This is a genomic window from Kluyvera sp. CRP (genome assembly GCF_019930565.1).
GTDB classification, from domain to species: domain Bacteria; phylum Pseudomonadota; class Gammaproteobacteria; order Enterobacterales; family Enterobacteriaceae; genus Kluyvera; species Kluyvera georgiana_A.
In genome coordinates this window covers 4,026,823-4,050,712 of sequence record NZ_CP082841.1, presented here as the reverse complement: position 1 = coordinate 4,050,712, position 23,890 = coordinate 4,026,823, and the positions used below count along the sequence as shown (strand labels likewise).

Annotated in this window: 24 protein-coding genes; 14 read left to right on the top strand and 10 right to left on the bottom strand. The window is 55.1% G+C overall.

Going from position 1 to position 23,890, the window contains the following annotated elements; translation table 11 throughout:
* Window positions 1-280 precede the first annotated feature (280 nt).
* From K7B04_RS19190 to K7B04_RS19155, 8 genes are read left to right on the top strand one after another with little or no spacing between them, the layout of a single operon-like run.
* A complete protein-coding gene (locus K7B04_RS19190; RefSeq protein ID WP_167575628.1) occupies window positions 281-856 on the top strand; it encodes a fimbrial protein in 576 nt (191 codons plus the stop codon).
* A gap of 16 nt (window positions 857-872) precedes the next feature.
* A complete protein-coding gene (locus K7B04_RS19185; protein ID WP_223802785.1) occupies window positions 873-1,457 on the top strand; it encodes a fimbrial protein in 585 nt (194 codons plus the stop codon).
* 37 nt (window positions 1,458-1,494) lie between these two features.
* On the top strand, window positions 1,495-2,202 hold the full coding sequence (locus tag K7B04_RS19180; protein ID WP_223802784.1) for a fimbria/pilus periplasmic chaperone: 708 nt from the start codon (window positions 1,495-1,497) through the stop codon (window positions 2,200-2,202).
* Window positions 2,203-2,226: 24 nt separating this feature from the next.
* Window positions 2,227-4,842 carry a fimbrial biogenesis usher protein gene (locus K7B04_RS19175; RefSeq protein WP_223802783.1) on the top strand — a complete coding sequence of 872 codons (2,616 nt, stop codon included), beginning with the start codon at window positions 2,227-2,229 and terminating at the stop codon, window positions 4,840-4,842.
* 16 nt (window positions 4,843-4,858) lie between these two features.
* A complete protein-coding gene (locus tag K7B04_RS19170; protein WP_223802782.1) occupies window positions 4,859-5,872 on the top strand; it encodes a fimbrial protein in 1,014 nt (337 codons plus the stop codon).
* A 10-nt stretch (window positions 5,873-5,882) separates the two neighbouring features.
* Window positions 5,883-6,416: a fimbrial protein gene (locus K7B04_RS19165; protein ID WP_223802781.1), complete on the top strand. Its 534-nt coding sequence runs from the start codon at window positions 5,883-5,885 to the stop codon at window positions 6,414-6,416.
* Entirely contained in the window at window positions 6,416-6,934 is a 519-nt protein-coding gene (locus K7B04_RS19160; protein ID WP_223802780.1) for a fimbrial protein, read from the top strand. Before K7B04_RS19165 ends, K7B04_RS19160 begins: the two co-directional genes overlap by 1 nt.
* Before the next feature lie 12 nt (window positions 6,935-6,946).
* On the top strand, window positions 6,947-7,624 hold the full coding sequence (locus K7B04_RS19155) for a molecular chaperone (protein WP_223802779.1): 678 nt from the start codon (window positions 6,947-6,949) through the stop codon (window positions 7,622-7,624).
* Between the two features lie 170 nt (window positions 7,625-7,794).
* On the opposite strand, the gene K7B04_RS19150 is transcribed toward K7B04_RS19155, so the two are convergent.
* The gene (locus tag K7B04_RS19150; protein WP_317983357.1) at window positions 7,795-8,403 is read right to left on the bottom strand and encodes a helix-turn-helix domain-containing protein; all 609 of its coding nucleotides are present in this window, start codon (window positions 8,401-8,403) and stop codon (window positions 7,795-7,797) included.
* A gap of 320 nt (window positions 8,404-8,723) precedes the next feature.
* On the opposite strand from K7B04_RS19150, the gene K7B04_RS19145 reads away from it, so the two are divergent.
* Complete coding sequence (locus K7B04_RS19145; protein ID WP_167575635.1) at window positions 8,724-9,347, top strand: hypothetical protein; 624 nt, start codon at window positions 8,724-8,726, stop codon at window positions 9,345-9,347.
* Window positions 9,348-9,363: 16 nt separating this feature from the next.
* Here the strand turns inward: K7B04_RS19145 and K7B04_RS19140 are convergent, their stop codons facing one another.
* Entirely contained in the window at window positions 9,364-10,320 is a 957-nt protein-coding gene (locus K7B04_RS19140) for an AraC family transcriptional regulator (protein WP_223802778.1), read from the bottom strand.
* 115 nt (window positions 10,321-10,435) lie between these two features.
* On the opposite strand from K7B04_RS19140, the gene K7B04_RS19135 reads away from it, so the two are divergent.
* Window positions 10,436-11,632 (top strand): MFS transporter, encoded by a 1,197-nt coding sequence (locus K7B04_RS19135; protein ID WP_223802777.1) that lies wholly within the window; start codon window positions 10,436-10,438, stop codon window positions 11,630-11,632.
* 47 nt (window positions 11,633-11,679) lie between these two features.
* Here K7B04_RS19135 and K7B04_RS19130 read toward each other — a convergent pair whose 3' ends face one another.
* The 4 genes from K7B04_RS19130 to K7B04_RS19115 all read right to left on the bottom strand — a co-directional run bounded on the left by K7B04_RS19130 (window position 11,680) and on the right by K7B04_RS19115 (window position 17,169).
* Window positions 11,680-12,000 (bottom strand): AzlD domain-containing protein, encoded by a 321-nt coding sequence (locus tag K7B04_RS19130; RefSeq protein ID WP_223802776.1) that lies wholly within the window; start codon window positions 11,998-12,000, stop codon window positions 11,680-11,682.
* 1 nt (window position 12,001) lies between these two features.
* Window positions 12,002-12,742, bottom strand: coding sequence for an AzlC family ABC transporter permease (locus K7B04_RS19125; protein WP_223802775.1), 741 nt, complete (start codon window positions 12,740-12,742; stop codon window positions 12,002-12,004).
* A 129-nt stretch (window positions 12,743-12,871) separates the two neighbouring features.
* Window positions 12,872-15,949, bottom strand: a complete 3,078-nt coding sequence (locus K7B04_RS19120) for a beta-galactosidase (RefSeq protein ID WP_223802774.1) — start codon at window positions 15,947-15,949, stop codon at window positions 12,872-12,874.
* 143 nt (window positions 15,950-16,092) lie between these two features.
* Window positions 16,093-17,169, bottom strand: coding sequence for a LacI family DNA-binding transcriptional regulator (locus K7B04_RS19115; RefSeq protein ID WP_167575641.1), 1,077 nt, complete (start codon window positions 17,167-17,169; stop codon window positions 16,093-16,095).
* A gap of 189 nt (window positions 17,170-17,358) precedes the next feature.
* On the opposite strand from K7B04_RS19115, the gene K7B04_RS19110 reads away from it, so the two are divergent.
* Together K7B04_RS19110 and K7B04_RS19105 are read left to right on the top strand one after the other, a co-directional pair.
* The gene (locus K7B04_RS19110; protein ID WP_223802773.1) at window positions 17,359-17,796 is read left to right on the top strand and encodes a hypothetical protein; all 438 of its coding nucleotides are present in this window, start codon (window positions 17,359-17,361) and stop codon (window positions 17,794-17,796) included.
* Between the two features lie 122 nt (window positions 17,797-17,918).
* Window positions 17,919-18,551 (top strand): helix-turn-helix domain-containing protein, encoded by a 633-nt coding sequence (locus tag K7B04_RS19105; protein ID WP_223802772.1) that lies wholly within the window; start codon window positions 17,919-17,921, stop codon window positions 18,549-18,551.
* Here K7B04_RS19105 and K7B04_RS19100 read toward each other — a convergent pair.
* Complete coding sequence (locus K7B04_RS19100) at window positions 18,538-19,770, bottom strand: MFS transporter (protein WP_223802771.1); 1,233 nt, start codon at window positions 19,768-19,770, stop codon at window positions 18,538-18,540. The genes K7B04_RS19105 and K7B04_RS19100 overlap by 14 nt on opposite strands.
* 503 nt (window positions 19,771-20,273) lie before the next feature.
* On the opposite strand from K7B04_RS19100, the gene K7B04_RS19095 reads away from it, so the two are divergent.
* Both K7B04_RS19095 and K7B04_RS19090 read left to right on the top strand, forming a co-directional pair.
* Window positions 20,274-20,684, top strand: coding sequence for a hypothetical protein (locus K7B04_RS19095; protein ID WP_223802770.1), 411 nt, complete (start codon window positions 20,274-20,276; stop codon window positions 20,682-20,684).
* 28 nt (window positions 20,685-20,712) lie between these two features.
* Complete coding sequence (locus K7B04_RS19090; RefSeq protein ID WP_167575646.1) at window positions 20,713-20,940, top strand: hypothetical protein; 228 nt, start codon at window positions 20,713-20,715, stop codon at window positions 20,938-20,940.
* A 77-nt stretch (window positions 20,941-21,017) separates the two neighbouring features.
* Here the strand turns inward: K7B04_RS19090 and K7B04_RS19085 are convergent, their stop codons facing one another.
* The 3 genes from K7B04_RS19085 to K7B04_RS19075 form a co-directional block, all read right to left on the bottom strand.
* Window positions 21,018-21,410 carry a hypothetical protein gene (locus K7B04_RS19085; RefSeq protein ID WP_223802769.1) on the bottom strand — a complete coding sequence of 131 codons (393 nt, stop codon included), beginning with the start codon at window positions 21,408-21,410 and terminating at the stop codon, window positions 21,018-21,020.
* Window positions 21,411-21,585: 175 nt separating this feature from the next.
* Entirely contained in the window at window positions 21,586-22,587 is a 1,002-nt protein-coding gene (locus K7B04_RS19080) for a porin (RefSeq protein ID WP_223802768.1), read from the bottom strand.
* Between the two features lie 216 nt (window positions 22,588-22,803).
* Window positions 22,804-23,889 (bottom strand): YadA C-terminal domain-containing protein, encoded by a 1,086-nt coding sequence (locus K7B04_RS19075; RefSeq protein ID WP_223802767.1) that lies wholly within the window; start codon window positions 23,887-23,889, stop codon window positions 22,804-22,806.
* Window position 23,890: the final 1 nt, after the last annotated feature.

Here is a 23,890-nt window from a genome sequence, read left to right as displayed (position 1 = left end):
TAGCAATTGTTTCGTATGAAAGCTGTTGCGCGCAAAAAATAACTGTCCACTATCGGAAAAAAACGACGTTGTAAAACATTAATCGCATTGTGGATAATCGGCGGCGTCGGATCGGGATGGTCTGAAGACAAAATATTATTTTTAGCGATGGTATTGGTAAAAATAACCTCATTTTAAATAACGCAGCGAACCGTTTAATTAATATTTAATGGGAACGTTCCCTGTTTTTGTCTTAATTATCATGGAAATATTCGTTTGGACTGTTCAAGGACAATAAGCAATGAAAAATTTTACGGTTAAAGCACTGGCGCTGGCATTAACGATGGTTGGAGGCTCCGCGATGGCGGCATCAACGGATGTCAGCGAGCTCCTGGGCCCAACCACGGTGACCGGCGGCTCGGTACACTTTACCGGGTCGGTTGTGAATGCGGCCTGTGCGGTAGCGGAAGACTCGATCAATAAAACCGTGGATATGGGACAGGTTCGCCTTGCCGCGTTTGGCGAAACCCCGGCTGCCGGTAACGTTGCCAACCAAAAAACCCCCTTCACCATCAAGCTGACGGATTGCGATACCAATGTGTCAACACAGGCGTCTGTGACCTTTAACGGCACGGCGGCGGCAGGGTATTCCAGCGTGCTGGATAACACCGCGGGCGCGGGTGGTGCGCAGGGCGTGGGTATCCAGATTTACGACACCGATGGTACCGCGCTGGATCTCGGCAAAGCCTCCAAAGCGGCGACGCTCATCGACGGCGATAACACCATGAGCTTCTCCGCTGACTATATCGCGACGAACAGCACGCTGGCAGCAGGTAACGTGGACGCAACGGCGACCTTTAACGTTACCTACCAGTAATCGCGACAGGAATTAGATGCCATGGACGGCGGTGTCGATTGGGGAGGTTGCCATGAAAGTGATGTCGTCAGGCCTTGCGCTGGCGTTTCTCGCCTGTTTGCCGTCGCTGGCGCAGGCAGGCCATCACCACGTTGTCACCGTCCCCGGTGGCGATGTTCATTTTATCGGGGCGGTAGTGAAAGCGGCCTGTGTTGTGGATACCAACAGCGATGCGCAGACCGTGGAAATGGGGCAGGTGCGGTCCAGCATTTTTAACGGTGCGGGTAGCTGGGGTCATCCACAGCCGTTCAGCATTGTGCTTAAAGATTGCGATACCAACATCAGCAAGCAGGTTGGCGTCGCGTTCAACGGCGTGACGGATGCAAGGGATCCTGCGGTTCTGGCGGTGACCAGCGGTGCGGGCAGCGCCGGCAATGTCGGTATTGGCATTTTTGATAGCGCCGGGAATCTGATGATCCCTAACACTCAGCCCCAGCGATTTTCCACGTTGAAAGATGACACTAACGTGTTGAGTTTTATCGCCAAATATAGGGCCACGGCGGCCAATGTTACGCCCGGCGAGGCGGACGCGCAAACCTGGTTCACGCTGACCTACATGTAATTTCCCGCTGCGGCGGCCGTATTTTTATAGGTAAATCATGTTCATTATTTCTCGTACCCGTGCGCTGTTGACGGCGTTAACGCTTATCTCTCTGTCACCGCTCGCGCATGCGGCGGATTATGGCGGTATTGCTCTGGGCTCCACTCGCGTTATTTATCCGCAGGGCAGCGAGCAGATATCGTTGTCGGTCAATAATACCGACAGCAAGGGCGTGTTTTTAATTCAGTCGTGGGTTGAGAATGCCGATAGCCATAAAAGCAGCGACTTTGTCGTCACGCCGCCGTTATTTGTGATTAAACCGAAGAAAGAAAATACGCTCCGGGTGATGTTTATCGGCCAGGATAACGCGCTGCCTAAAGACAGAGAAAGCCTTTACTGGATGAACGTGAAGGCGATTCCGGCGGCGAGCAAAGATTCACAGAATAAAAATACCCTGCAAATTGCGGTTCTGAATCGCATTAAGCTGTTTATTCGTCCGGCGGGGCTGGCAATGAAGTCGGCTGACGCCCCGAACCACCTGCGTTTTCATCAGTCGGGCGCGCAACTGGTCGTCAAAAACCCGACGCCTTATTACATCACGCTGGTGCAGCTGATGGACGGAGCCGCCGAGCTGCCGGCCACCATGGTGCCGCCAATGGGGCAAAGCACGGTGTCTGTCCCTCATAACGCTCACGGTCAAATTACCTTCCAGACGGTGAATGACTATGGGGCAAATACGCCAAAACAAAACGCAGTGATGGAATAATTACCGGGACAGGTCGGCAAAATAATGGCATTCCGTATTCGTATTACCCTACAAGCGTGGCTGGAATATAAACAACGCTACCTCGTTATTTTGCCGGTCGCGTTGGGCGTCATGCCGTCTATGGGCTACGCGGACAATTATTTCAACCCGGCTTTCCTTTCCGGAGACAGTTCGGCGGTGGCTGACCTGTCACGCTTTGAAAATAGCAACGGGCAGGCACCGGGTAAATATCGCGTCGATATCTCGGTGAACCAACAATTTGTCGCGAGCGAAGATGTCACTTTTCAAGCTGATAAAAAAAGCCAGGATGATACCGGGCTGACGCCCTGTTTCACCCTTACCCGGCTGGAAGCGATGGGATTGAATAAAAATGCGTTTCCGGCGTTGAAAGCGCTGCCGAAAGACAGCTGCGTACCGTTTGCCGATATTCCGGATGCCAGCACCCACTTTGATTTTGAGCACCAGAAACTTGATATCAGTATTCCGCAGGCCGGTATGAAGCAAAGCGCGCGCGGCTATATTCCGCCGGAGCAGTGGGATCAGGGGATTAACGCCCTGACGCTGAACTATGATTTCTCCGGTAGCAGCAGCGGCGGCACCAGCCATCAGGACAGCGACTATCTTAATCTGCAAAGCGGCCTGAATCTGGGCGCCTGGCGTCTGCGCGATTATTCGACGTGGAACTATAGCCATGGCGAGGGCAGCTCACAGAATTCATGGGAGCACATCAGCACCTATGTTGAACGGACGATTATCCCGCTAAAAGCCGAAATGACGCTGGGCGAGAGCTATACCCCTTCCGATGTGTTTGATTCACTGAGCTTTCGCGGCGCGCAGCTGGTCTCGGACGATAATATGCTACCCGACAGTCTGAAGGGCTTTGCACCGACGGTACGCGGCATCGCGCGCAGCAACGCCAAAGTCACCATCAAGCAGAACGGCTACGTCATTTATCAAACCTACGTCTCGCCCGGCGCCTTTGCGATTACCGATCTCTATCCCACCTCATCCAGCGGCGATCTGCTGGTGACCGTACAGGAAACCGACGGCAGCGAAAACAGCTATAGCGTGCCTTATTCGGCAGTGCCGCTGCTGCAGCGCGAGGGACGGATCAAATATGCCCTCACTGCGGGTAAATATCGCAGCAGCAACGATCAGCAGGAAGAGGTGAATTTTGCCCAGGGAACGTTAATTTGGGGGCTGCCAAAGGGCTTCACCGCCTATGGCGGCAGCCAGGCTAGCGATGATTATCGGGCGTTTGCGCTAGGACTGGGGCTGAATATGGGCGATGTCGGGGCGCTATCGGTTGATGTAACCCAGGCGAACAGTACGCTGGTCGACGGCAGCCAGCATGAAGGGCAGTCCGTCCGTTTCCTTTATGCCAAGGCGCTAAACGGCCTGGGGACTAATTTCCAGCTGCTGGGCTATCGCTATTCGACGCAGGGCTTTTATACCCTCGATGAAACCACCTATCGGCATATGGAAGGCTATACCGGCGACGATAGCTGGCAGGATGACGATCATGATGGCCAGCAGGACAAGCCGGAATGGACCGATTTTTACAATCTCTACTACACCAAAAAGGGCAAGGTTCAGCTCAACATCTCGCAGACGGTGGGGGAGCACGGCTCGTTGTTTGTTACCGGCTCTGAGCAAAGCTACTGGCACACCGACGAAACCGACAGGTTAATTCAGGTGGGCTACAACGGCACCTGGAACGATATTTCCTACGGTTTAACCTGGAACTATGACCGTTCGCCAGGCGAGAGCGAAGCCGACCAGGTTTACGCTTTTACGCTTTCTCTGCCGCTGGGCGAATGGTTATCCGGCGGCAATGCCGATATTTATCACGCCGCCAACACGCTGAATGCCTCCTATAACATGAGCACCGATCGTCACGGCAAAGCGTCACAAACCGCCGGCGTCAACGGTACGCTGCTGGCTGAAAACAACCTCAGTTATAACGTCCAGGAAAGCTACGCGAACCACGGTACCGGCGATAGCGGCAACGCCAGCCTCAACTACCAGGGCACCTACGGCAACCTGAAAGCGGGATACAACTACAGCGACGGCTATCACCAGCGCAACTACGGGATGAGCGGCGGCGTGGTGGTTCATCGTGACGGTGTCACGTTAAGTCAACCGTTGGGAGACACCAATATTCTGGTGAAAGCGCCAGGCGCGGCGGGCGTTGAGCTGGAAAATACCACTGGCATAAAAACTGATTGGCGCGGCTACGCGGTGGTGCCCTACGCCACGACCTATCGGCAGAATCGCGTTGCGCTCGATACCAACTCAATGGGGAGCAACGTGGATATTGATGATGCGGTGGTCAACGTGGTGCCGACGCAGGGCGCGTTAGTGCGCGCTGATTTTAACGCTCACGTTGGGGCCCGCGCGCTGATTACGGTACTGAAAAATCAAAAGCCGGTGCCGTTTGGCTCAACGGTCACGCTTGACGACAGCCAGCTCAGTAGCCTGGTGGGGGATGACGGGCAGGTCTATCTCTCCGGCTTGCCGTCGTCCGGGATGTTGATGGTGCAGTGGGGGGAAGATGCCGACAAACGTTGCTCCGCACATTACCAGCTTTCTTCAGACCAGATGTCGGAATTTAACCGCCTGACGGCAACCTGCCGCTAGTTTTTGGGAAACCACCATGAAATACGTTTTAAAAATAGCGTTCTGCATAATGTGTGTTGTCGCGATGAATACGGCGTACGCCGGCTCGTCCGACAGCTGTACCAACGCTTCAGGCTCAACGCAGAACGAGAACTTTGACGTCTCAACGTCACTGAATGCCGATACTAACGTGGCGGGTAAAACCACGCAGGTGGTGCGTTCCGGCGATATTCATATGAATGCCGTGTGCCCGAAGAAATTTGGTGAGACAAGCAACTACACCTACCGTTCTTATGTCTCGAATTATCCGGTGGTGGAGACATCAGGCAACTGGAAGTATCTGTCGCTGAACGACTATCTGGAAGGGGCGCTAAGGGTAACGGATGCTGTGGCGGGGGACGTCTATGCACCGACAAACTATGCGCGGATGGGGGAGGATAACTGCGTCTCCAACGGCTGTAATTTCCCGGTCTCCGATTCCAATATCACGCTGCAGATTAAAATTGCCAAACCTTTTGTTGGCAACGTCACCATCCCGCAGACGCATCTGTTCAACGTCTATGTGAACCGGACTAACAGCTCGCCGTTTGGCACGCCGGTTTACACCATCTCATTTAGCGGCTCCATCACGGTGCCGCAAAGCTGTGAGGTGAACGGTAACCAGGTTATCACCATCAACTTTGGCAATATCGCCTCGGGCAACTTTAAAACCACAGGGCAAAAACCGTCAGGCTTTACCCCGATTGCCAGGCAGGTGCCGGTTAAGTGTGCGGGCGGCATCTCCGAGATGGCCAGTCTGAGTTTTCGCTTTCAGGGGCAGGCGGACAGTAACGAACCGTCGGCCATCGCCACCGACAATAAAGATATCGCCGTGCAGTTCACCGATATTCTCGGCAACGTAATTACGCCCAACACCGGCACGATCCCTTTCCAACTGGATAACTATGCGGCGATGGTGCCCTTCACCGTGTTCCCCATCAGCGCCACCGGCAACAAACCGCAGCAGGGGGTGTTCCATGCGCAAGCGTATATCGTGGTCGATTTTAACTAAGGTGGCGTGAATGATGAGCAAACGGAGTATCGGGCTGTTGGCGGTGGGCATGATGATGTCCGTCGCCCACGCATCAGATAATGGCGTCGAGATCGATATGAGCGGCACGGTGATTGCGTCGACCTGCGACGTGGAAACCGCAGATACGCTGCAGACGGTGTATATCGGCAATTTCGCCAGCACGCTGTTTTCGTCGGTCGGTGATGTTTCTCCGTCGGCGGACCTGCTGATTCGGTTGAACAACTGCAGCAGCGGCATTAGCGGCGCAACGGTGAAGTTTAGCGGTACGGCGGATAACGATAACAGCAAGCTGCTGGCGCTTTCTGATACCGCGGGTGCGGGGGGAATGGCCGCCGGCGTGGGCGTGGAGATCCTTGATGCGAATAAAAATAGCGTGGCGATCAACACCGATAGCGCCAGCCAGCCTTTGCAAGAAGGCGATAACAATACGCTGACCTTCTTCTTGCGCTACAAGGCGACGAAGATCCCGGTGACCGCGGGTAACGCGTCGTCAGTGATGTACTTTGACCTGAGTTATCAGTAATGAAAAATCGTACTCTTCTTGTCGGTATGCTGTTGCTACTCAGCAGCTTTGCCGCGCAGGCCCATGACGGGCAGGTCTATGTCAGCGGTACGATTCAGGCGAATACCTGCATTGTCGCACCGCAATCGCAGGCGCAAAGCGTGCCGTTGGGAGATATTCCCGGCAAACAATTCTCAGCAAAGGGCAGCGGCTCTCAACCCGTCGCCTTTGTGATTGACTTGCAAAAGTGCGGTGCTGCTGCCAGCGGGGTGGATTTTACCTTTACGGGGACGGCAGACGGAACCGATCGGGAACTGCTGGCACTGGATGGCGCCGAGGCCGCCAGCGGCATTGGTATTGAGCTACAAAACGCGGATCACAGCCGATTACCGCTGAATACGGCATCGGCAACCTATCCGATTGATCCGACGCTTGCGGATAACACCTTTCTCTTTTACGCCCGCTATTTGTCGACGGCGGATAATGTGACCAGCGGCGCGGCAAATGCCACGGCCACTTTCACGCTGACCTGGCAATAAGGCAGGATGCTGATGATCAACTGGATAGTATTATGCATAGCGGCTTTCACCTGTTGTTACGCGCAAGCTGGCGTGGTCGTTGAGGGAACCCGCTTTATCTTCGATGCCGACAAATCGAGCATCACTTTTACGGTCAACAATACCTCGCAGCAGCGTTTTCTGCTGCTGTCCAAAGTGCTGGATGCGCAGGGCCAGGCTACCCGTGATGTGCCGTTTATGACCACGCCACCGCTGTTTCCCCTCGCGGCGGGGCACAGCAATATAATTCGAATTATACGTACTGGCGGAGACCTGCCGGACGATCGCGAAAGTCTGTTCTGGCTCAGTGTGGCCAGCATTCCGCAAACACAGGGTAAGCCTTCGCCAAATTCACTTCAGGTGGCGATTCGTAGTCGTATGAAACTCTTCTTTCGCCCGCTGGGACTGAAGGGACGCGAAGAGGACGCCTATCGTCAACTCACGTGGCAACGCGCCGGAACGCAGGTGCAGGTCAATAATCCGACACCGTATTACGTCACGCTTTTTCATCTTCAACTCAATGGTATTGCGGTGAATAACGTCGGGATGGTGGCACCCTTTAGCCGCGTAACGATATCCGGCTGCCCGGTTGACGGTCCCTGCAGGGTGCAATGGCAAACGATCAATGACTACGGACGAGTGATGCCCGCGCGGCAACAGGCGCTGAACTAATCGTCTGGGGAGCGAACTGATGTTGCTGACTGGAATAGCGATAGGGGGCGATGTCGATATGTTCGATAATGTTATTCAGATCAATGTATTCCTGGGCTTAACGTTCGCCGGCAAAACGTTAAAAACAGAAGCTCAAAGGATATTAACCGAAGGATTCGGTTTACTCATAATTAGAACGCGGTCGGTAATTTATCCATATAAACCAGAACGCCAGATTGCACTTCAATATAGTGACCTTTTTTTAATTCAGCGAGTACGTCCATTATTCGGCTGCGGGAGATGCGGGTTCGCCGCTGAATAAAAGAAGAGACTTTAATCTGTCGCCGAATGTCTTCCGGGTAAAGCCACAGCTCCATGAGCAGCGAGCGGATTTTACTGTAGGCATCGTTGCCGACCATTTCGCTGTCACGGGCGCTCATCACCATTACGCGCTGAGCGAGGATCCGCGCGATATCATGCCAGAGATTAAACTCATCACACTTCTCGACGAAGGTATCCAGCGGGATAATCCAGCCGGTACATTCGGTCTCGGCGCGAATATAGTGTTGCGGCCTGGCCGGCACATCGTAGTACAGACTGTAGCCATCGATAAGCCCCACCACCGTTGGCGCGAACACCGTTGCCATATGCAAATCAACCTGAGCATGGCTAACGGAAAAGCAGCCGGTGGTGACCAACACAATAAAAGCAGTTTCTCTATCATTACTGAGCAACATTTTGGCAGAGGGATTTAAAGTAAATGCGCTACCAAACGGCGCCAGAATAGAATGCAGCGCCATAATTGCCTTTAGTGGTTTCGTTTTTTGACTAAACTCAAATGCATGCAATGAACGAGATGAATCATCTGATTGCGACATGACTTATTTCTCAGTGAATAATATGCGTAAAGTATAGCATGCGTCAGAAGAATGAGTGATTGATATTTTACGATAATTCTCGTTTTCCGTGAGTCCAGGACTAATCTTTTTGTGGTCGGTGAGAATATATATTTAAAATAAAAAATGGTGCAGTCCAATTATGGACTTTAATTACATTGAAATGACATTTCATAATCGTTAGTGTTTTAATTGTAAAGTGTATTTCCAGGGGTGGGAAGAATATGAAGGTAGTCAGTTACAGTGATGACGCTTTTCTGAATTTTGGTATTCAGCAACTTCTTAACACGCCTCAAAAAGAGACGCGTGTCTGTCGAATAGGACACGTCGCTCTGGATTTCATCGTTATTCTCAACGACCTGGATATCACCTTGTCAGTTCAGCGGTTAGCCCGGGATGCACATCTTTTTTCCTGTAAAAACATCATGGTACTGACAGAGGTTGTCTCGCCTCTGATTATCGGTTACCTGCTGCGTAGCGCGAGTGGGTTGGTGGTGTATAACATTAAGAATAACCACAGCGAAATGCTGATTGATATATATTCGCCGGGAGTGAATAGCGAAGCAGAGAAGTCGCTCTATTTTTCGCTTTCCGATAATGAACTGTTTATTCTACTGGCGTTGAGCATGGGAATAAAGCCTGAACTATTGACGCGCATTACCGGTCGTTCAGAGAAAAGAATTAGCGCCATCAAACGAAATGTTATGAACAAGTTGGAAATAAGAAACGGTAAGGTTTTTTATTCGGTTATTAAGGCATTATTCATTCATGATGCAAATAATTCAAGCGACTCACGCGCGGCCATATTAACGGTAAAACACGAACAGCTATCCTCACGTGTATTATGATGGCCGGGCGTAGCAACTATACCTCTGGAGCAACCTCACTATTTTCGCGTAGTGCTCCCGGCGAATGCCCGACAACGCGTTTAAACGCCCGACTGAACGCGGCGACTGAGCCATAGCCGAGTTTGAGCGCCACGGTCTCAATCGCCTGTTGCTCCTGGCCGATATACTGTACCGCCAGCCGCATGCGCAGTTCGCCCAGGTATTTTGCCGGCGTGGTGCCGGTCGCGGAAAGGAATCGTTCAGCGAACACCGAGCGCGAAGTACCGGCTTCTTTTGCTAAGTCCGCCACACTCCAGTTGATGCCGGGCTGCTGATGCATCGCGTAGATGGCGCGGCTGAGGCGTGGATCGCGCAGCACCTGAATCCAACCGGTGGCTTTGCCGCAGCCTGCTTCCACCCAGCCACGGACAATCAGTGCTGCTACGACATCCGCGAGACGGGCAAGGATCCCGGCAAATCCGACCTGGCGGCCCTGTGCTTCACGCTCCATGGCGGAAAGCAAGGGGTGGATTTCCGGCCAGGTCGACATCAGTCGGCTCACCATCATCACTTCTGGCATTGCTTTCACCAGCGGCTGCATGCCGCCAAGATCGAAATCCATACATCCACTGAATATAACCACGTTGCCACCGTCGGGGCAGGGCTGGCAGTGAATATCGCACACTGAACTGCAAATCGGTTCGCTGGGAAAGTCGGCGAGTGGCGTCACGATAGCGTGATCATCCGACAGCAGGGCGTGAGCATCGCCGTTGGGAATAAACAGCGCATCGCCGCTCTGTAGCTCGAAGCGCGCGCCGCTCTCGGTTCTTAAGAGCGCAGGGCCCTGGCTGACAAAGTGAAGCTGCGCTTTGCCTGATGCCCGACCGAAAGCCACGCCAAAGGGCGAGCTGGCTTCAATACGGCGATATTTAACGCCGGACAGGCGCATTCCGCGCAGCAGCTCGCTGATTAAATCGGGGGCATGGTGGCTCATGGGCGCAACTCCGGACGAATTATCAATAATTGGAGATTATATGTCATAGATCGTCCAGGCGGAACTTTCTATGCTTTGCGACATATATCACATTTTCATAACGGGAGAGTAACAGATGAATTCATGCGTCGCTGAAAGCGGGTCTTTAGCCCCGGCCAAACCCGCCTGGCGTGCCGTATGGTCGCTTGGGCTGGGGGTTTTTGGTTTGATTACCGCCGAGTTTTTACCGGCCAGCTTGCTTACACCAATGGCGGCAAGCCTCGGCGTGAGCGAGGGCGTTGCCGGGCAAACGGTGACGGCGACCGCGCTGGTGGCGTTGGTGACCGGGCTGCTGATTACGTCGGCCACCAAAAGCATCGACCGTCGTTGGGTGCTGATGTTCTTTACCCTGCTGCAAATTGTCTCCAGCCTGCTGGTGGCGTTTGCGCCGTCGCTGCACGTGTTGTTATTAGGGCGACTGCTGCTGGGCGTGGCGATTGGCGGCTTCTGGGCGATGTCGACGGCGACCACGATGCGGCTGGTGCCGGCGAGCGATGTGCCAAAAGCGTTGTCGATTATCTTTGCCGGTGTGTCGATAGCCACCGTCGTCGCCGCACCGCTCGGCAGCTTTCTCGGAAGCCTGATTGGCTGGCGTAACGTTTTTATTCTTTGCGTGGTGCCCGGCGCGTTGGCGCTGCTGTGGCAGCTATGGGTGTTGCCGTCCATGCGTCCGAACAGCGGCGCGAGCCTTGGCACGTTGTTTAATGTGCTGCGTCGCCCTGGCATGGTGGGCGGGCTGCTGGCGACCATTTTCATTTTCAGCGGTCATTTTGCCTTCTTCACCTACCTGCGCCCGTTCCTTGAAACGGTTGGTCAGGCAAGCGTGGAAACCATTTCGCTGATTTTGCTGGGTTTTGGCGTGGCGAATTTTGTCGGCACGTCAATCGCTGGACATCTGCTGGCGCGGAACCTGCGCCTGACGCTGGCGTTGGTGCCGTTGGCAATGGGGATTCTGGCGTTGATGATGGTGGCCTTCGGTCATCTGGCGCTGCTGGACGGCCTGCTGGTGAGCCTGTGGGGATTTGCCTTCGGCCTGGTGCCGGTAGGTTGGTCAACCTGGCTTGCCACCACGGTACCGGATGAAGCAGAAAGCGCCGGTGGCCTGCTGGTGGCCTCCATTCAACTGGCCATTAGTGCGGGCGCGGCAGGCGGCGGGCTGGTTTTCGATCTTAACGGCGCCAGCGGCGTCTTTACCGCCAGCGGTGTGCTGCTGGTGGTGGCGATGATGGTGGTGCTGGCTGGCGTGCGGGTGAAAGCGCCTGCTGCGGAGTAACGCGACCGTAACATGGCGTTCTGTTGTCAGCAGAACGCCATGTCACATCAGGTGAGAAGGAAGCTGAGCCCGGTAAAGGCCACCATTCCGGCAATCACCGTGGCAAACAGGCTGCGGCTGAGTATGCCGACAAGCGTCGCCGCTGCCGCGGCGAGCAGCGAAATGCTCACCCCGCCGGGCGTGAGCGCCGGTTTGCCGATAAGCTCAGCGGCGATAATCGCCGACATAATGGCGGCAGGGATAAAGCTGAGCCACTGCTGTAGCGCGGGCGGCATGCGAAAGCGAGATAGTAAAAGAACCGGCACGGTCCGCATCAGCGCGGTCACCACCGCCGAAGCAATAATGGCGAGCAGAATATTGCGTTCCATTTTATTGTTCTCCCTTCGCGAACAAACGCAGTCCCAGCGTGGCAAGCGTTGCGGAAACGGACGCGGCGACAATCACCACCACGCTGGTGTCGGTATGGCCGGCCATGAACAGCGTAATCAACACCGAGACGGCGATAGCAACGGTCTCCAGCAGCCGACGACGGCTGGCGAACCACAACATCAGCACCAGGCCGATAAACATGGAGACAAGGCTAAAGCTCAATCCTTCCATCAGCGCGGGCGGCAGCGCGGAGGCCAGACCGGCGCCGACGATACAGGCGAGGATCCAGTTCAGCCAGGCGGCGACGTTAATCCCCAGCATCCAGGCAAACGGGACTTTGCTGTGCGCGCCGCCGTACTGCACCGCCACGCCAAATGTTTCGTCGGTCAGCAGTAGGCCGCTGAGGATTTTTTGGACAGTGGTGTGCTCGCGAAAGAAGACGCTCATCGCCGAACTCATCAGCAGATAGCGCAGGTTGACCAGCAGAACGCTGATCACCACCGATGCCACCTCCGCGCCCGCGGCCCACAGCGAGTAGAATAAAAATTGTGCCGACCCGGCGTACAGCAGGCTAGCCAGTAGCGCCGTTTGCAGAGTAGTGAAACCCGAAAGTGTGCCGATAGCTCCGGCGGCAAAACCAATGCTCCAGTAGCCGGGGATCGTCGGAAAGCAGGCGACTACCCCGGCGCGAAACTGTGCTCTGACCTCGTGAGGCGCTGAGGCCGTTGTTTTCATCAACATCCATTCTTCCCGTAATATAAAGCGTGATAATCATAAGCGTTTGTAGGAATACGATTATCATATGGTGAGCTTTCGCGCACGCATAAAAAAATCCACGCGTCGGCGTGGATTTTTACGCTTACGGCAGGGCTAGCGACGCGCCCAGCGCAGACTGTAGTGATAATGCGGCTGTTGCAGCAGATACTCCGCGGAAACGCTCGGGCTCCACGAGTCATCGCCGCCAACGCCCATATGGAAGCCATCAATATTCAGCCAGCTTCCGGCTTCTTCGACCAGCAGGTGCCGGTGTGAGGTGTTATGCAACTGAGACTGGCTATAGCGGCTGAGGTTGAACTGGAAATTACCGCGCCAGAGATTGGCGCCATATTCCAGACGTTGAGTACCGCAGCGCAGGCCGTTTTCGCTCGGGAAGACGTACGGCGTGTACATCTCAGCTAGCGGAAGCTGCCAGCGATCGTAGTGGGCCGACGCCTGACGATCGGGGTAGTTTTCATGCGGCCCCAGCCCCAACCAGCTGACCTGCGGCGCGACTTCCGCCAGCTGGCAGGTCAGGCCGATGCGTGCCGGAGACGGCGTGCCGCGGGCGACGTCAACATCAACGCTAATTTGTAGCTCGCCCTGATTATCAATAATGTAAGTTTTGCGGCTGATAAACAGCAACTTACCGTGCGCCAGCCAGTGATGCTCGGAGCGGAGTTGTACCGTCTGCGATTCTGTCAGCGTATCGGCGCTCAGGCTGACGGTATGGCACGCCATGGTGTAATAACCGGCCGCTTTCCAGCGCTCAACCCAGGCATTGGGATCGATACGCGTCACTTCGCTGACGCCAATGTCGTTATCCAGCGGCGCGCGGGTGAATTGATCCTGGAGCGGCGTCAGCAGAACGTTCTGGCCGTGGCTGACCCACTGCGTCAGCAGGCCGCTGGCACGATCGAACTGCCACTGCTGCTCGCCGTGGGCAATGAAATAATGAGTATCGCTTTGCGTCAGTACCGGAGTTTTGCCGCGGGTGACGACGGATTCCGCGTTAAGCAGACCCGGCAGTTGCCACTGCTCGCGGGCGCAGACGTGTCCGGCTTCACTCCAGCGGGTGGCGGCGTTCTGCCTAACTTCGACATTCAGCCATACCTCGCCGCTGCGGGCGATCGACGGCAGATCGAGGGCGATCGTCTGTTTCCCCTGTGGCGCAATAGTCAGCGGCACGCTGCCGCTGGCAAGCGATTCACCCTCGAGCTTCACCGTCCAGCACAGCTGCTCATTGTCGGTGGTACGGAACAGGTATTCGCTGGTGACTTCCAGCTGATTGTCGGCAAGCCAGCGGAACTGGAAAAACTGCTGGGCGTAACGCGCTTCATACAGCGACGGGTGCGGGGTGCGGTCGGCAAACACCAGGCCGTTCATACAGAACTGACGGTCGTTCGGCGTATCGCCAAAGTCACCGCCATAGGCGGAGAAGGTTTGACCGTTTTCATCGCGTTTGTTGAGCGACTGGTCGACCCAGTCCCAGATAAAGCCGCCCTGCAAACGGGGATACTGACGGAAAGCCTGCCAGTATTTATGGAAACCGCCAAGACTGTTGCCCATCGCATGCGCGTATTCGCAGAGGATCAGCGGACGGTTTTCATCCGTCATGCCGACCCATTTTTTGATGGACCATTTTGGCACCGCCGGGAACGGTTGATCCTGGTCGACGCGAGCATACATCGGGCAGATGATATCGGTGGCGGCGCTGTTTGCACCGCCGCCTTCATAGTGGACAGGGCGGGAGGGATCGTTGGATTTGATCCAGCGATACAACGCGTCGTGATTATCGCCATGCCCGGACTCGTTACCCAGCGACCAGATAATAATCGACGGGTGATTGCGGTCGCGCTGCACCATGCGGGTGACGCGCTCGCTCATCGCCGGCAGCCAGCGAGGGTCATCGCTGAGACGGCGCATCGGCACCATCCCGTGGGTTTCAATATTCGCTTCATCCACCACGTACAGGCCGTAGTAATCGCACAGCCGATACCATTGCGGATGATTAGGGTAGTGGGAACAGCGCACCGCGTTGAAGTTATTCTGCTTCATCAGCAGGATATCCTGACGCATGGTGTCGATGTCCATCACCTGGCCGTTATCCGGATGATGTTCATGGCGGTTAACGCCGCGAATCAGCAGCGGCTGACCGTTCACTTTCAGCAGCCCGCCGCTGATTTCAACCTTTCTGAAGCCGGTGTCGTAGGCTTCCGCCTCAACCAGCGTATCGCCGCGTTTGAGCAGCACTACGGTGCGATAAAGCGCGGGGACTTCCGCACTCCACAGCGCGGGCTGCGCCACCGGCAGGCGCAGCGTGGTACGATCGGCATAACCGCCACGCTCATCAATGATGTCGCTTCCGAGCGGCTGCTCTGCTTCGCTCACCAGACGATCGTCCTGCCACAGCTGCACGGCGACGCGCGTGTCGTGGGTGATATCGCCTTCAACGATCACGGTCGCTTCCAGCGTGCCGCGACTGAATTCGTCGTTGAGCTGGGTAACCAGTTGGACGTCGCTCAGGCGAGTCGTTGGTTTATGCAGCAGCGTAACATCGCGGAAAATACCGCTCATCCGCCACATGTCCTGATCTTCGAGATAGGTGCCGTCGCTCCAGCGTAGCACCATCACCGCCAGGCGGTTCTCGCCGTCAACCAGCAGCTCACTAAGATCAAACTCTGACGGTAAGCGGCTGTCCTGCGCGTAGCCGACCCACTGGCCGTTACACCAAAGGTGAAAGGCCGAGTTGACACCGTCGAGGATAATGCGCGTCTGCCCGTCGATCAGCCATTGTGGATTAACGTTGAATGTGAGCGAATAACATCCCGTGGGGTTATCCTGCGGTACAAACGGCGGATTGACCGGAATGGGATAGGTGACGTTGGTGTAAATGGGCGCATCGTAACCCAGCATCTGCCAGTTGGCAGGAACCGCAATGCTGTGGGCGTCCGCCAGGTCGTGCTGCAACCAGCTTTCCGGTACCAACTCCGGTTGCGTAAAGTAGCTGAACTGCCAGCAGCCATTGAGAAGTTGCCGCGACGGTGATACGGCGTCCCGGCGGGCGTCATCGGCCTCACGCCAGCTGGAAAAGGGCGGATGGGCGGCCAACGCGTTGAGCTGGGTGACAGCGGGATTTTCCCAGTCGCGGCGGGCGAGTACGGCGGCCAAAGAGAGAGGTTGAGGGCTCATAGTGGTGGTTCCTTGATGTATTTGCGATTCGCTCACAATTTTAATTACTATGTGAGGATACCCGCTGCATGTAAAGGATCATCGCGGGAGAGGGTGAAGGCAATCACAAATCATGGCCCCGAAGGCGGGGCGCTGGAGAGCGGTTATTGCAGGCGGGCAACCTGCCGGGCGAGGCGAGCCAGTTCCTCTGCAAGCTGCTGCGGGCTGAGCGAATCAGACGGCGGTTTGGCGGTGGTTTTGCGCACCACCAGGCTGACCGGCAGTAATTCGGATACCGTTTCTTCTCCGTCGATCAGCGCCAGCAGACGCTCAATGCTGACTTTCCCTAACGCCCTGAAATCCTGTTTGATGGTGGTGAGCGGCGGGGTGAAGCAGGCGCTATCTTCCGTATCATCGTAGCCGACCACCGAGACGGCCCCGGGGACCGGCAAACCGTATTCGGAAAGTGCGCGTAGGGCGCCCAGCGCCATCTGATCGTTTGCCACCAGGATGGCCGTCGGGAGGGTTCCCTCGTTAAGCAGCCGCGTAACCTGCTGGTAGCCCGATAGCGAGCTCCAGTCGCCAAACATCACCGCCACCGGCATCAACTGGTGTTCCGCCAGGCAAGACTGCCAGCCCTCCAAGCGCAGACGCGCCGAAATGGAGCTTAGCGGGCCGGACAGCAGGGCTATCTGCTGATGACCCCGTTCGAGCAGATGATCGACACCCAGCTTCGCGCCCATCTGCGGGTCAAAAACAATATGGTGCGTGGTGGTTGACGGCGAGACATCCAGAAACAGCACCGGGATAGCGCCGCACAGCCGCACGATTTCCTGGGTGTGTTCTTCTTCCATGGGAATATTGACCAGAATGCCGTCAACGCGCTGCGACAACAGCTGGCTGACGGCGGCTTTGCTGGCCTCCAGCCCTGACTGCTCGGTCATGGCGATCACCACGTTAAATTGCAGTTCGCCCGCCCGCGACTTGGCGGCGGCCACAATCTGCGACGGCGCATGCAGCGCCAGATTGCTGGTGGCAAACCCCAGCGTATGGCTCAGTTTACCTGCCAGCTGCTGCGCCATGCGGTTGGGAATATAGTTCAGCGCATCCATCGCCGCTTCCACCTTGCGGCGCGTTTTTTCGGATACGTGAGCGGCCTGATTAATCACCCGGGAGACAGTCTGATACGAGACGTTAGCGTGCTCGGCTACGTCATAGAGGGTGACAGACTTCGCTTTCATGCCGGGATTCCTCGTCATTAATCATGTTGAAGATGACTGTCAGGCAGCCAAAAATCGTTGGCATATCATAGCATTTGTTCGCGGAGGGCGCACGGTGGCGGGGTTAACCTACCGACGCGCGATTTAATATTACCCGCTGTTTTGTCGCTTAAGGATTCTATCTTATGAGGGAAAAGTGGAACCTAAAAAATGGTCAAAGTCGTGTTATCCGTTGTGGTCTGTTTGCTGCTGAGCGGCTGCGCCACCATTGTCGGCGAGTCAACGCAGAGCCTGTATCTGGAAAGCGACCCGGTGGGGGCGCAGTTTGTTATCTCGGATAATCATGGGGTGGTGAGCGCGCGCGGCGTAACTCCGCAACGAGTCACGCTGCCTAAATCGGATAACCGCTATTTTGGCAAACTCACCTATAACGTGACTTTTCTGCACGCGGGTTATTATCCGACGCTGGTACCGCTGCAAACCCGAACCACCCACTGGTATACGTTCGGCAACCTCCTGTTCCTCGGCGTCCCCGGCTGGTTCCTCATTGACCCCTTCAACGGCGGGATGTACGACATTTATCCGCAGCGCGTGAATGCGCTGATGCAGCCGTGCCCGCGCGGGCCGTGGCGCGATACGTGTGAATAGCATCAGGCATCGTGATGGCCGTTGAAATCACGGATTATTGTTGTCAGATAGAGGCTTCCGGTGCTCGCGCGTCGCTGGTAAAGTGAGCGACGCATAATACGATAATCAGAAGGGTATCAACGGTGAGCGGGCGCATTGACTACCAGATTGAGAAATACCGCTTTACGGAGGCGACGGAAAGCGAACGCCTCACGAAACAGTGGGCCGATGTGATAGCGGAATGTCAGGCGAGCGGGGCGGGAGCGGAAGAACGCCTGCGCATTGCCTTGCTGAATGTGGATTACGTCACCAGCTTCGAACTGCCTTTTCGGCTGCTGCTGACGCGCGCGCCGCAGCTGATCGCCAGCGTGCGCGATGAGCTCGCCCTGAATCAGAAAAGTGCGACCTTTAACGGAAAGCGTTTTGGCTGTGTCTATAGCCTGAAAAGCGATCTCACTGGCGTGCCGGAAGCGTTTCAATACCATCTCTCCACCCGCATTCGCCGCACAGACGAGGCGGGTAGCAGCGAAACGCCCTATCGCGAAATCGCCCAGCAGGTGAAACATCCGCGGGAACGCCTGCGGCTTGCGCTGGAAAACAGGCTGGCGGTGACGGCGCTGGATGGGTTGTTCTGGTTTGGCCTGCAACGCATTGCCGCCGATGTACAGCGGCTGCGCAAAACGGGGATGCGGATCGCCACGTCGGAAACGGACGTTTTTGATACGCTAACCGGCACGACGCGACGCGTGCCGGTTTATCAGCTTACAGCGATCTGACCTGAGCGGTATTCTCCAGCCGCCTGATTGCCGGAACCAGGCTGGCGCAGACGGTGGCGATCACCACCGCGATGCCGGCAACCAACAACACGTGGCTGTTGCCGTACTGCATTGCTAACGGCCCGGCAACCAGTTCACCGAAAGGGATGGCCACAAAAGAACCGACGGCGTCATAGGCATAAACGCGGGCGAGCTTTTCCGGCGGGATATGCGTTTGCAGTGAATGGGCCCAGGCAACGCCGAACCGGCCAAATGCGACGCCGGTGAGAAAGAACGCCGCCATCAGCCAGACGGCAGAGGCGGCCTGGCTGAGCAGCAAAATAGGGGCTGCGCAGAGCCCAACCAGCATGACGCCGATAAACAAATCACGGCGTGGCCGCCAGCGCAGGGCGATAAAGGTGCCCACGATTAACCCGACGCTTTCGGCCGCCACAATGATCCCCCAGTTCGCCCGGCCAAAGGTGGCGTCGGCTATCGCCGGACCAAGCACCATCACTATGCCGCTGAATGCCGCGTTGATAATCGTAAACTGAACCACGACTGACCACACCCAGGCACGACTGGCGAACTCTTTCCATCCCTCTTTTAAATCCTGCAGGATGTTACTTTGCGCGGCGCTGACCCTGGACGAGGCCACGCGAATCATAAAGTACAGGGGGGCTGCGGCGGCAAAGCCCATGGCATCGATTGCCAGCCCCCAGCCGGGGCCGACCGAGCTGGCGAGGATCCCGCCAAGGGACGCGCCAATCACCGTGCCGCTGTAAATACCGAGCTGCACCAGCGCGTTGGCTTCGCGAAGATTTTTGCTGGGTACCGTCTGCGGGACGAGCGCCTGTGAGGCCGGTAAGGCGATACCGGCGGAGGCCCCGTTAAGCATGCCAAGCAGGGCAAGGCTTAATACCGTCGCAGAGCCATCCAGCACCAGCCAGGCCACGATGGCCTGCGAGAGGGCGGCGACGCTGGATGAGTAAACCAGCACCCGGCTACGCGAGTAGCGGTCGGCCAGGACGCCACCGAGCAACAGAAAGGCGACGTTGAGAATGGAACGAGAGGCAACCACCATCCCCAAATCAGAAACGGTTCCGCCGATATCGAGAACCGCGAAGGCTAGCGCAATCGGCGCCATACCGTTGCCGAGGACCGTCAGCAAGCGGGCGGTGAACAGATAGCGGAATGCGGGGAAGTGATAGGCGCGAACTTTTTTATTATACGTATTCATTATGGCAATGAGTTCAGGGTTAGAAAGCGTTTAACAGACGGCCTGCGAGCGTTGAAGACGCAAGAATCAATAGGGTTACGCATAATATCATGTAATTTCGGTACGGAAGTGCTGATTTATCATCAACCTGCCGAGCACCGCCAGCAAGCCATCGGCATCGTTTTCTCTCAAATGAGCCATCATTGAACGGTAACGAGCAAATCAGCAGCAACGCCGTCTTGTTCAACGCTCACTGTTTATATCATTAATCTCTTTTGGCTTTCTTTTGTTCACTATTTATTGATCGGATTTTTCCGTATTTAAAGTATACATTTGTTTTTCTTGGTCATGGAAAATAAAAAACCTTAGTATTGCCAGGGTAGTCTCATGCCAGGCATTTTGCTGGTCAGGGTGTTTATTAAAACAATCATATTCGTTCTTAACTGCAAATATCCGTGCAAGTCGATATGCGCGCGGGTAAACGTTAATTGTTTATTTAATGTCATGGTTTTATAGGTGGAAGGATGGGGGTTATTAAAAAAGCCATGCTGGGAATATTCATTTTGATGAGTGCGCTCAGCTTGTTTCGGGAATTTCAAGACTTTGGTTTTAAGACCGGGTTGCTATTATCAGCGCTGTTCCTGTTGAGTACGGCTTTCTTGTGGCAATGGGCTTCCGGCCGCCTGCCACAGCTTGGCAAGCTGTACGCGGTGATGGTGATGATGGCTCTGACGCTGGTGTTTTTAGGGACCATTGACTACGCCATGGCAGACAGTTTCAACGTGGATCTGCTGGAAGTCATTCGCACGACCATGGTGCATAGTCCATGGTTCTATGTGGCAACGTTTACCGGCGCAGGAATCAAAGTCTTCTTCTGGCATTGGCTATTTTCCGGTGTACGGCAAAAGAATGCAGAACACACCGCCGCAGGATAAGTGAATAATAACGATCGTGAAACATAGAATGAAATATCGCAATTACAATACGCGAACGGAAGCACTCCGGCAGTTGAAAGAGTTGGGCGAATGTATTCTGTTGTTCCCCTACAATGAGGGGGCCTTTCAACAGGAATCTACCAGTATAAAAGCCGCCTCGATTCGCCAGGGAATGAAGGTTGAACTCAAGTCCGCTTTGCTGGTTGTCGAGGGGGAGTTGCCGCAGAGAGTATTGCGCGTAAAGAAGGTGGCGTAACCCATCGTGCGGGCGATGCCATAAACAGGTATCGCCGTTATTCAGCGTAATAAAAAGGCTCCGCAGGAGCCTTTTTATTATTTAACGATCTGGGCGTTACGCACCACGCCTTTATCTTCGATAATACGCAGTTCGTGGCCGGCTTTTTTCCAGTCACCGTTAGACTGCTGGCGCCAGCCTTTCTCAACCAAAAACTCCTCCGCCGCAATGCCTTTCATCCCGAGGATAGTTTCAGCTTCGCCAACAATCTGCCCGTATTGCTGGCTGACCGTCAGCTTAGGCTTCGTGGCAGCCTTTGGCGCCTGTTTGGCGTTCTGCGCTTTGGTTTTGTTAATGTCGCAGGAGACGCCGGCGGTCATTTCAGTACAGCCAGAACGTTCAAGTTGCTCGCGGTATTTGGCGTTAATGGCCTGTGCTGGCATCGCAGCCAACGCGGTCAGAGCAAGAACGGAAACCATGATTTTTTTCATTGTGATAAGCCTGTTTTATGAAAGATATTACGCGTCACTGCCCGCAATCAAAAAATCCCCCCTCACCCGGGGGGACAGTATAAGACATACTCAAAGTTAATGATTTAGACAGGTCAGTCTGATTGTCGGCGATAGCATGTCCACACTTCCCGCCGACGGTAGCGATCGTATGGCCTTAGAACTGGTAGGTCAGGCCAGCCACAACGGTGTTGTCGCCGTTATCAGCCAGATTGATCTGATAGCCGATATCCGCCACCATATTTTTGTTGAAGTAGTAATCTGAACCCAGTGCGACATACTCGGTGATATCACGATTGTTATTGTCGCGTGCGTGCACGTAGCCCACGTTCGGGCGCAGGCCAAAGTCGAACACATACGCGGCCATCGCTTCAAAGTGTTTCGCTTCGTGAGCGCCTTTCAGCAGATTGTGAGATTCGCCGCCCATGGTTGCAACGTATACGCGGTTCGCGTCATATTTCGCACCCACGCCCCAGAACTCAGCGTTGTTCCCGGTCCAGCCCGCCGTTTTCTGGTGGCCCGTGACCGCGCTGGTCGCGTAGGTGGCGATAGTCGAAATACCGGAATCAGCGATGTTGTCATAACCCAGAGAGAAGCCGTAACCTGTACCATGCTGTTTAGCGGGGTCGCTATCGGTCGCGTCTGCGCCCTGGTATTGTGCGCCGAAGCTGACGCCGTCCGCTAAGCCGAAAGCGTTGCTGGTACGTAATGTAGCAACGCCACTAGTGCGACCAGTAAGGAATGAATCAGTGCCTTCATAGGAGTCGCCGCCGAATTCGGAAAGGTTGTCAGTATAAACCCCGACATCGTAAGCGATACCGTAGTTACGGCCATAGTCAAAGCTAACGTTGTGACCATAGTCCAGGCCAGCATACGCCAGGCGGGTGGATTCGCCATTCTGAGAACCTTCTGCGTTCGCAGCGTCAAGCTGACTTTCGAACTGGCCGTAGCCCGTTAACTCCTCGTTGATTTGGGTTTCACCCTTGAAGCCCAGACGCGCATAGGTACCATCCTCGTTTTTGCCGTCCGTCCAGCTATGCGCGGCTTTAACCTTGCCGTACAGATCCAGCTTATTGCCGTCTTTATTATAGATTTCCGCTGCCTGTGCGGAAGTTACCCCTAAAGCCAATACGGCCAATGCCACTGCTGTTTTTTTCATTTCAAACTCACTTTCTAGTTGTGGTTGCTATCGTCATTACAGCTTTGTTAAGTAGATTTTCCTTCTACTTAAAAAAGCCCCCGTACCCGGGGGAAACATCTCTCTAACTACGAAAAAAGTGGCAAATACAACAATAACGATGAAGGCTGGGCTTTCGCCCTTATTGCGTGGTTCAGCGCAATAATGTTCCCCTGTGAGGGCAGGAGGAATGTGCTCTTAATAAGAAAACAGCACGCCCGCGCCTGCGCCGACGTTGTCCGCAGTATCCCAGGACAGACCGGTTTTTACGGAAACGTTGGCTGACACGCGAGCGCTGATCCCGGCAGATACGGCGTTCTGGCCATTAAAGGTTCCGACGCCCATGCCGAAGCCGACGGTGTGGCCCTGCGGCGCTTGCGGGATGGCGGTGAGGGCGAAAGCGCCAGCCAAACCTGCGCGGAACTCTTTACGATCTTTGTTCTGCTGGTCTTTCAGCGAATTGAAGTTGGTCTGGTTGTTGGCTTCCAGATCGGAAATGCGCTGTTCGTGGTTAGCCAGCGTTTTCTCGTCGTTGGCAAGGCGCTGGTTGGTGTTCGCCAGCGCCTGATGGTTTGCTTCGGCGTTGGCAAAGGCGACATCAGCGCGATTCTGAGCGGCCGCGCCGGTGGTCTGGGCCTGCTGCACGCCGGATGAGAGGGTGGAGAAGTGCTGCTGTTCGGCCTTCACTTCGGTATCGATAGCGGATTTGTTGGCGGTGATGTTAGCTTCATCGGCGGTAATCGCCTTTTTGTTCGCATCAACGTCGGCCTGGTTCGCTTTACTGCTAACGGTATTTGTTAACGCGGTAACGATTTGATCCTGGCGATCCTGGTCGGTTTTGAATTCCGGTTTAGTGACGAAATTGCCAATCTGCCCCTGCAGTTGTTGTACGTTGCCGCCGAGTACAGACAGCGCTTTCGTGTTGATATTCACATCCTGGCGCAGTTGTGCTGTTTGGCCGTTAAGAATGGTAGCTTCCTTTTCGAGGTGACCGATACGAACGGTGTTAGTGCCAGCATCTATACGATTATCTTCAACCTGTTTACCCATCTTAAGGATATCGGCATTCGCTTTATCGGCGGTCACTTTTGCGTCGGCGGCAACCTGTGCATCCTGCTGCATTTTATCGAGGTCGTAAGCCTGATTCGGCGTACCCACGATGGTGTATGAACCAAGGCCGTAGGGATCTGTCTGGTCAACGCCGACTTGTTGAGCAATCGCGCTGCAGGAAGATATCGCGGCCAACACCGCGACGGCGATAATACTTTTACTTACTGACTGCATG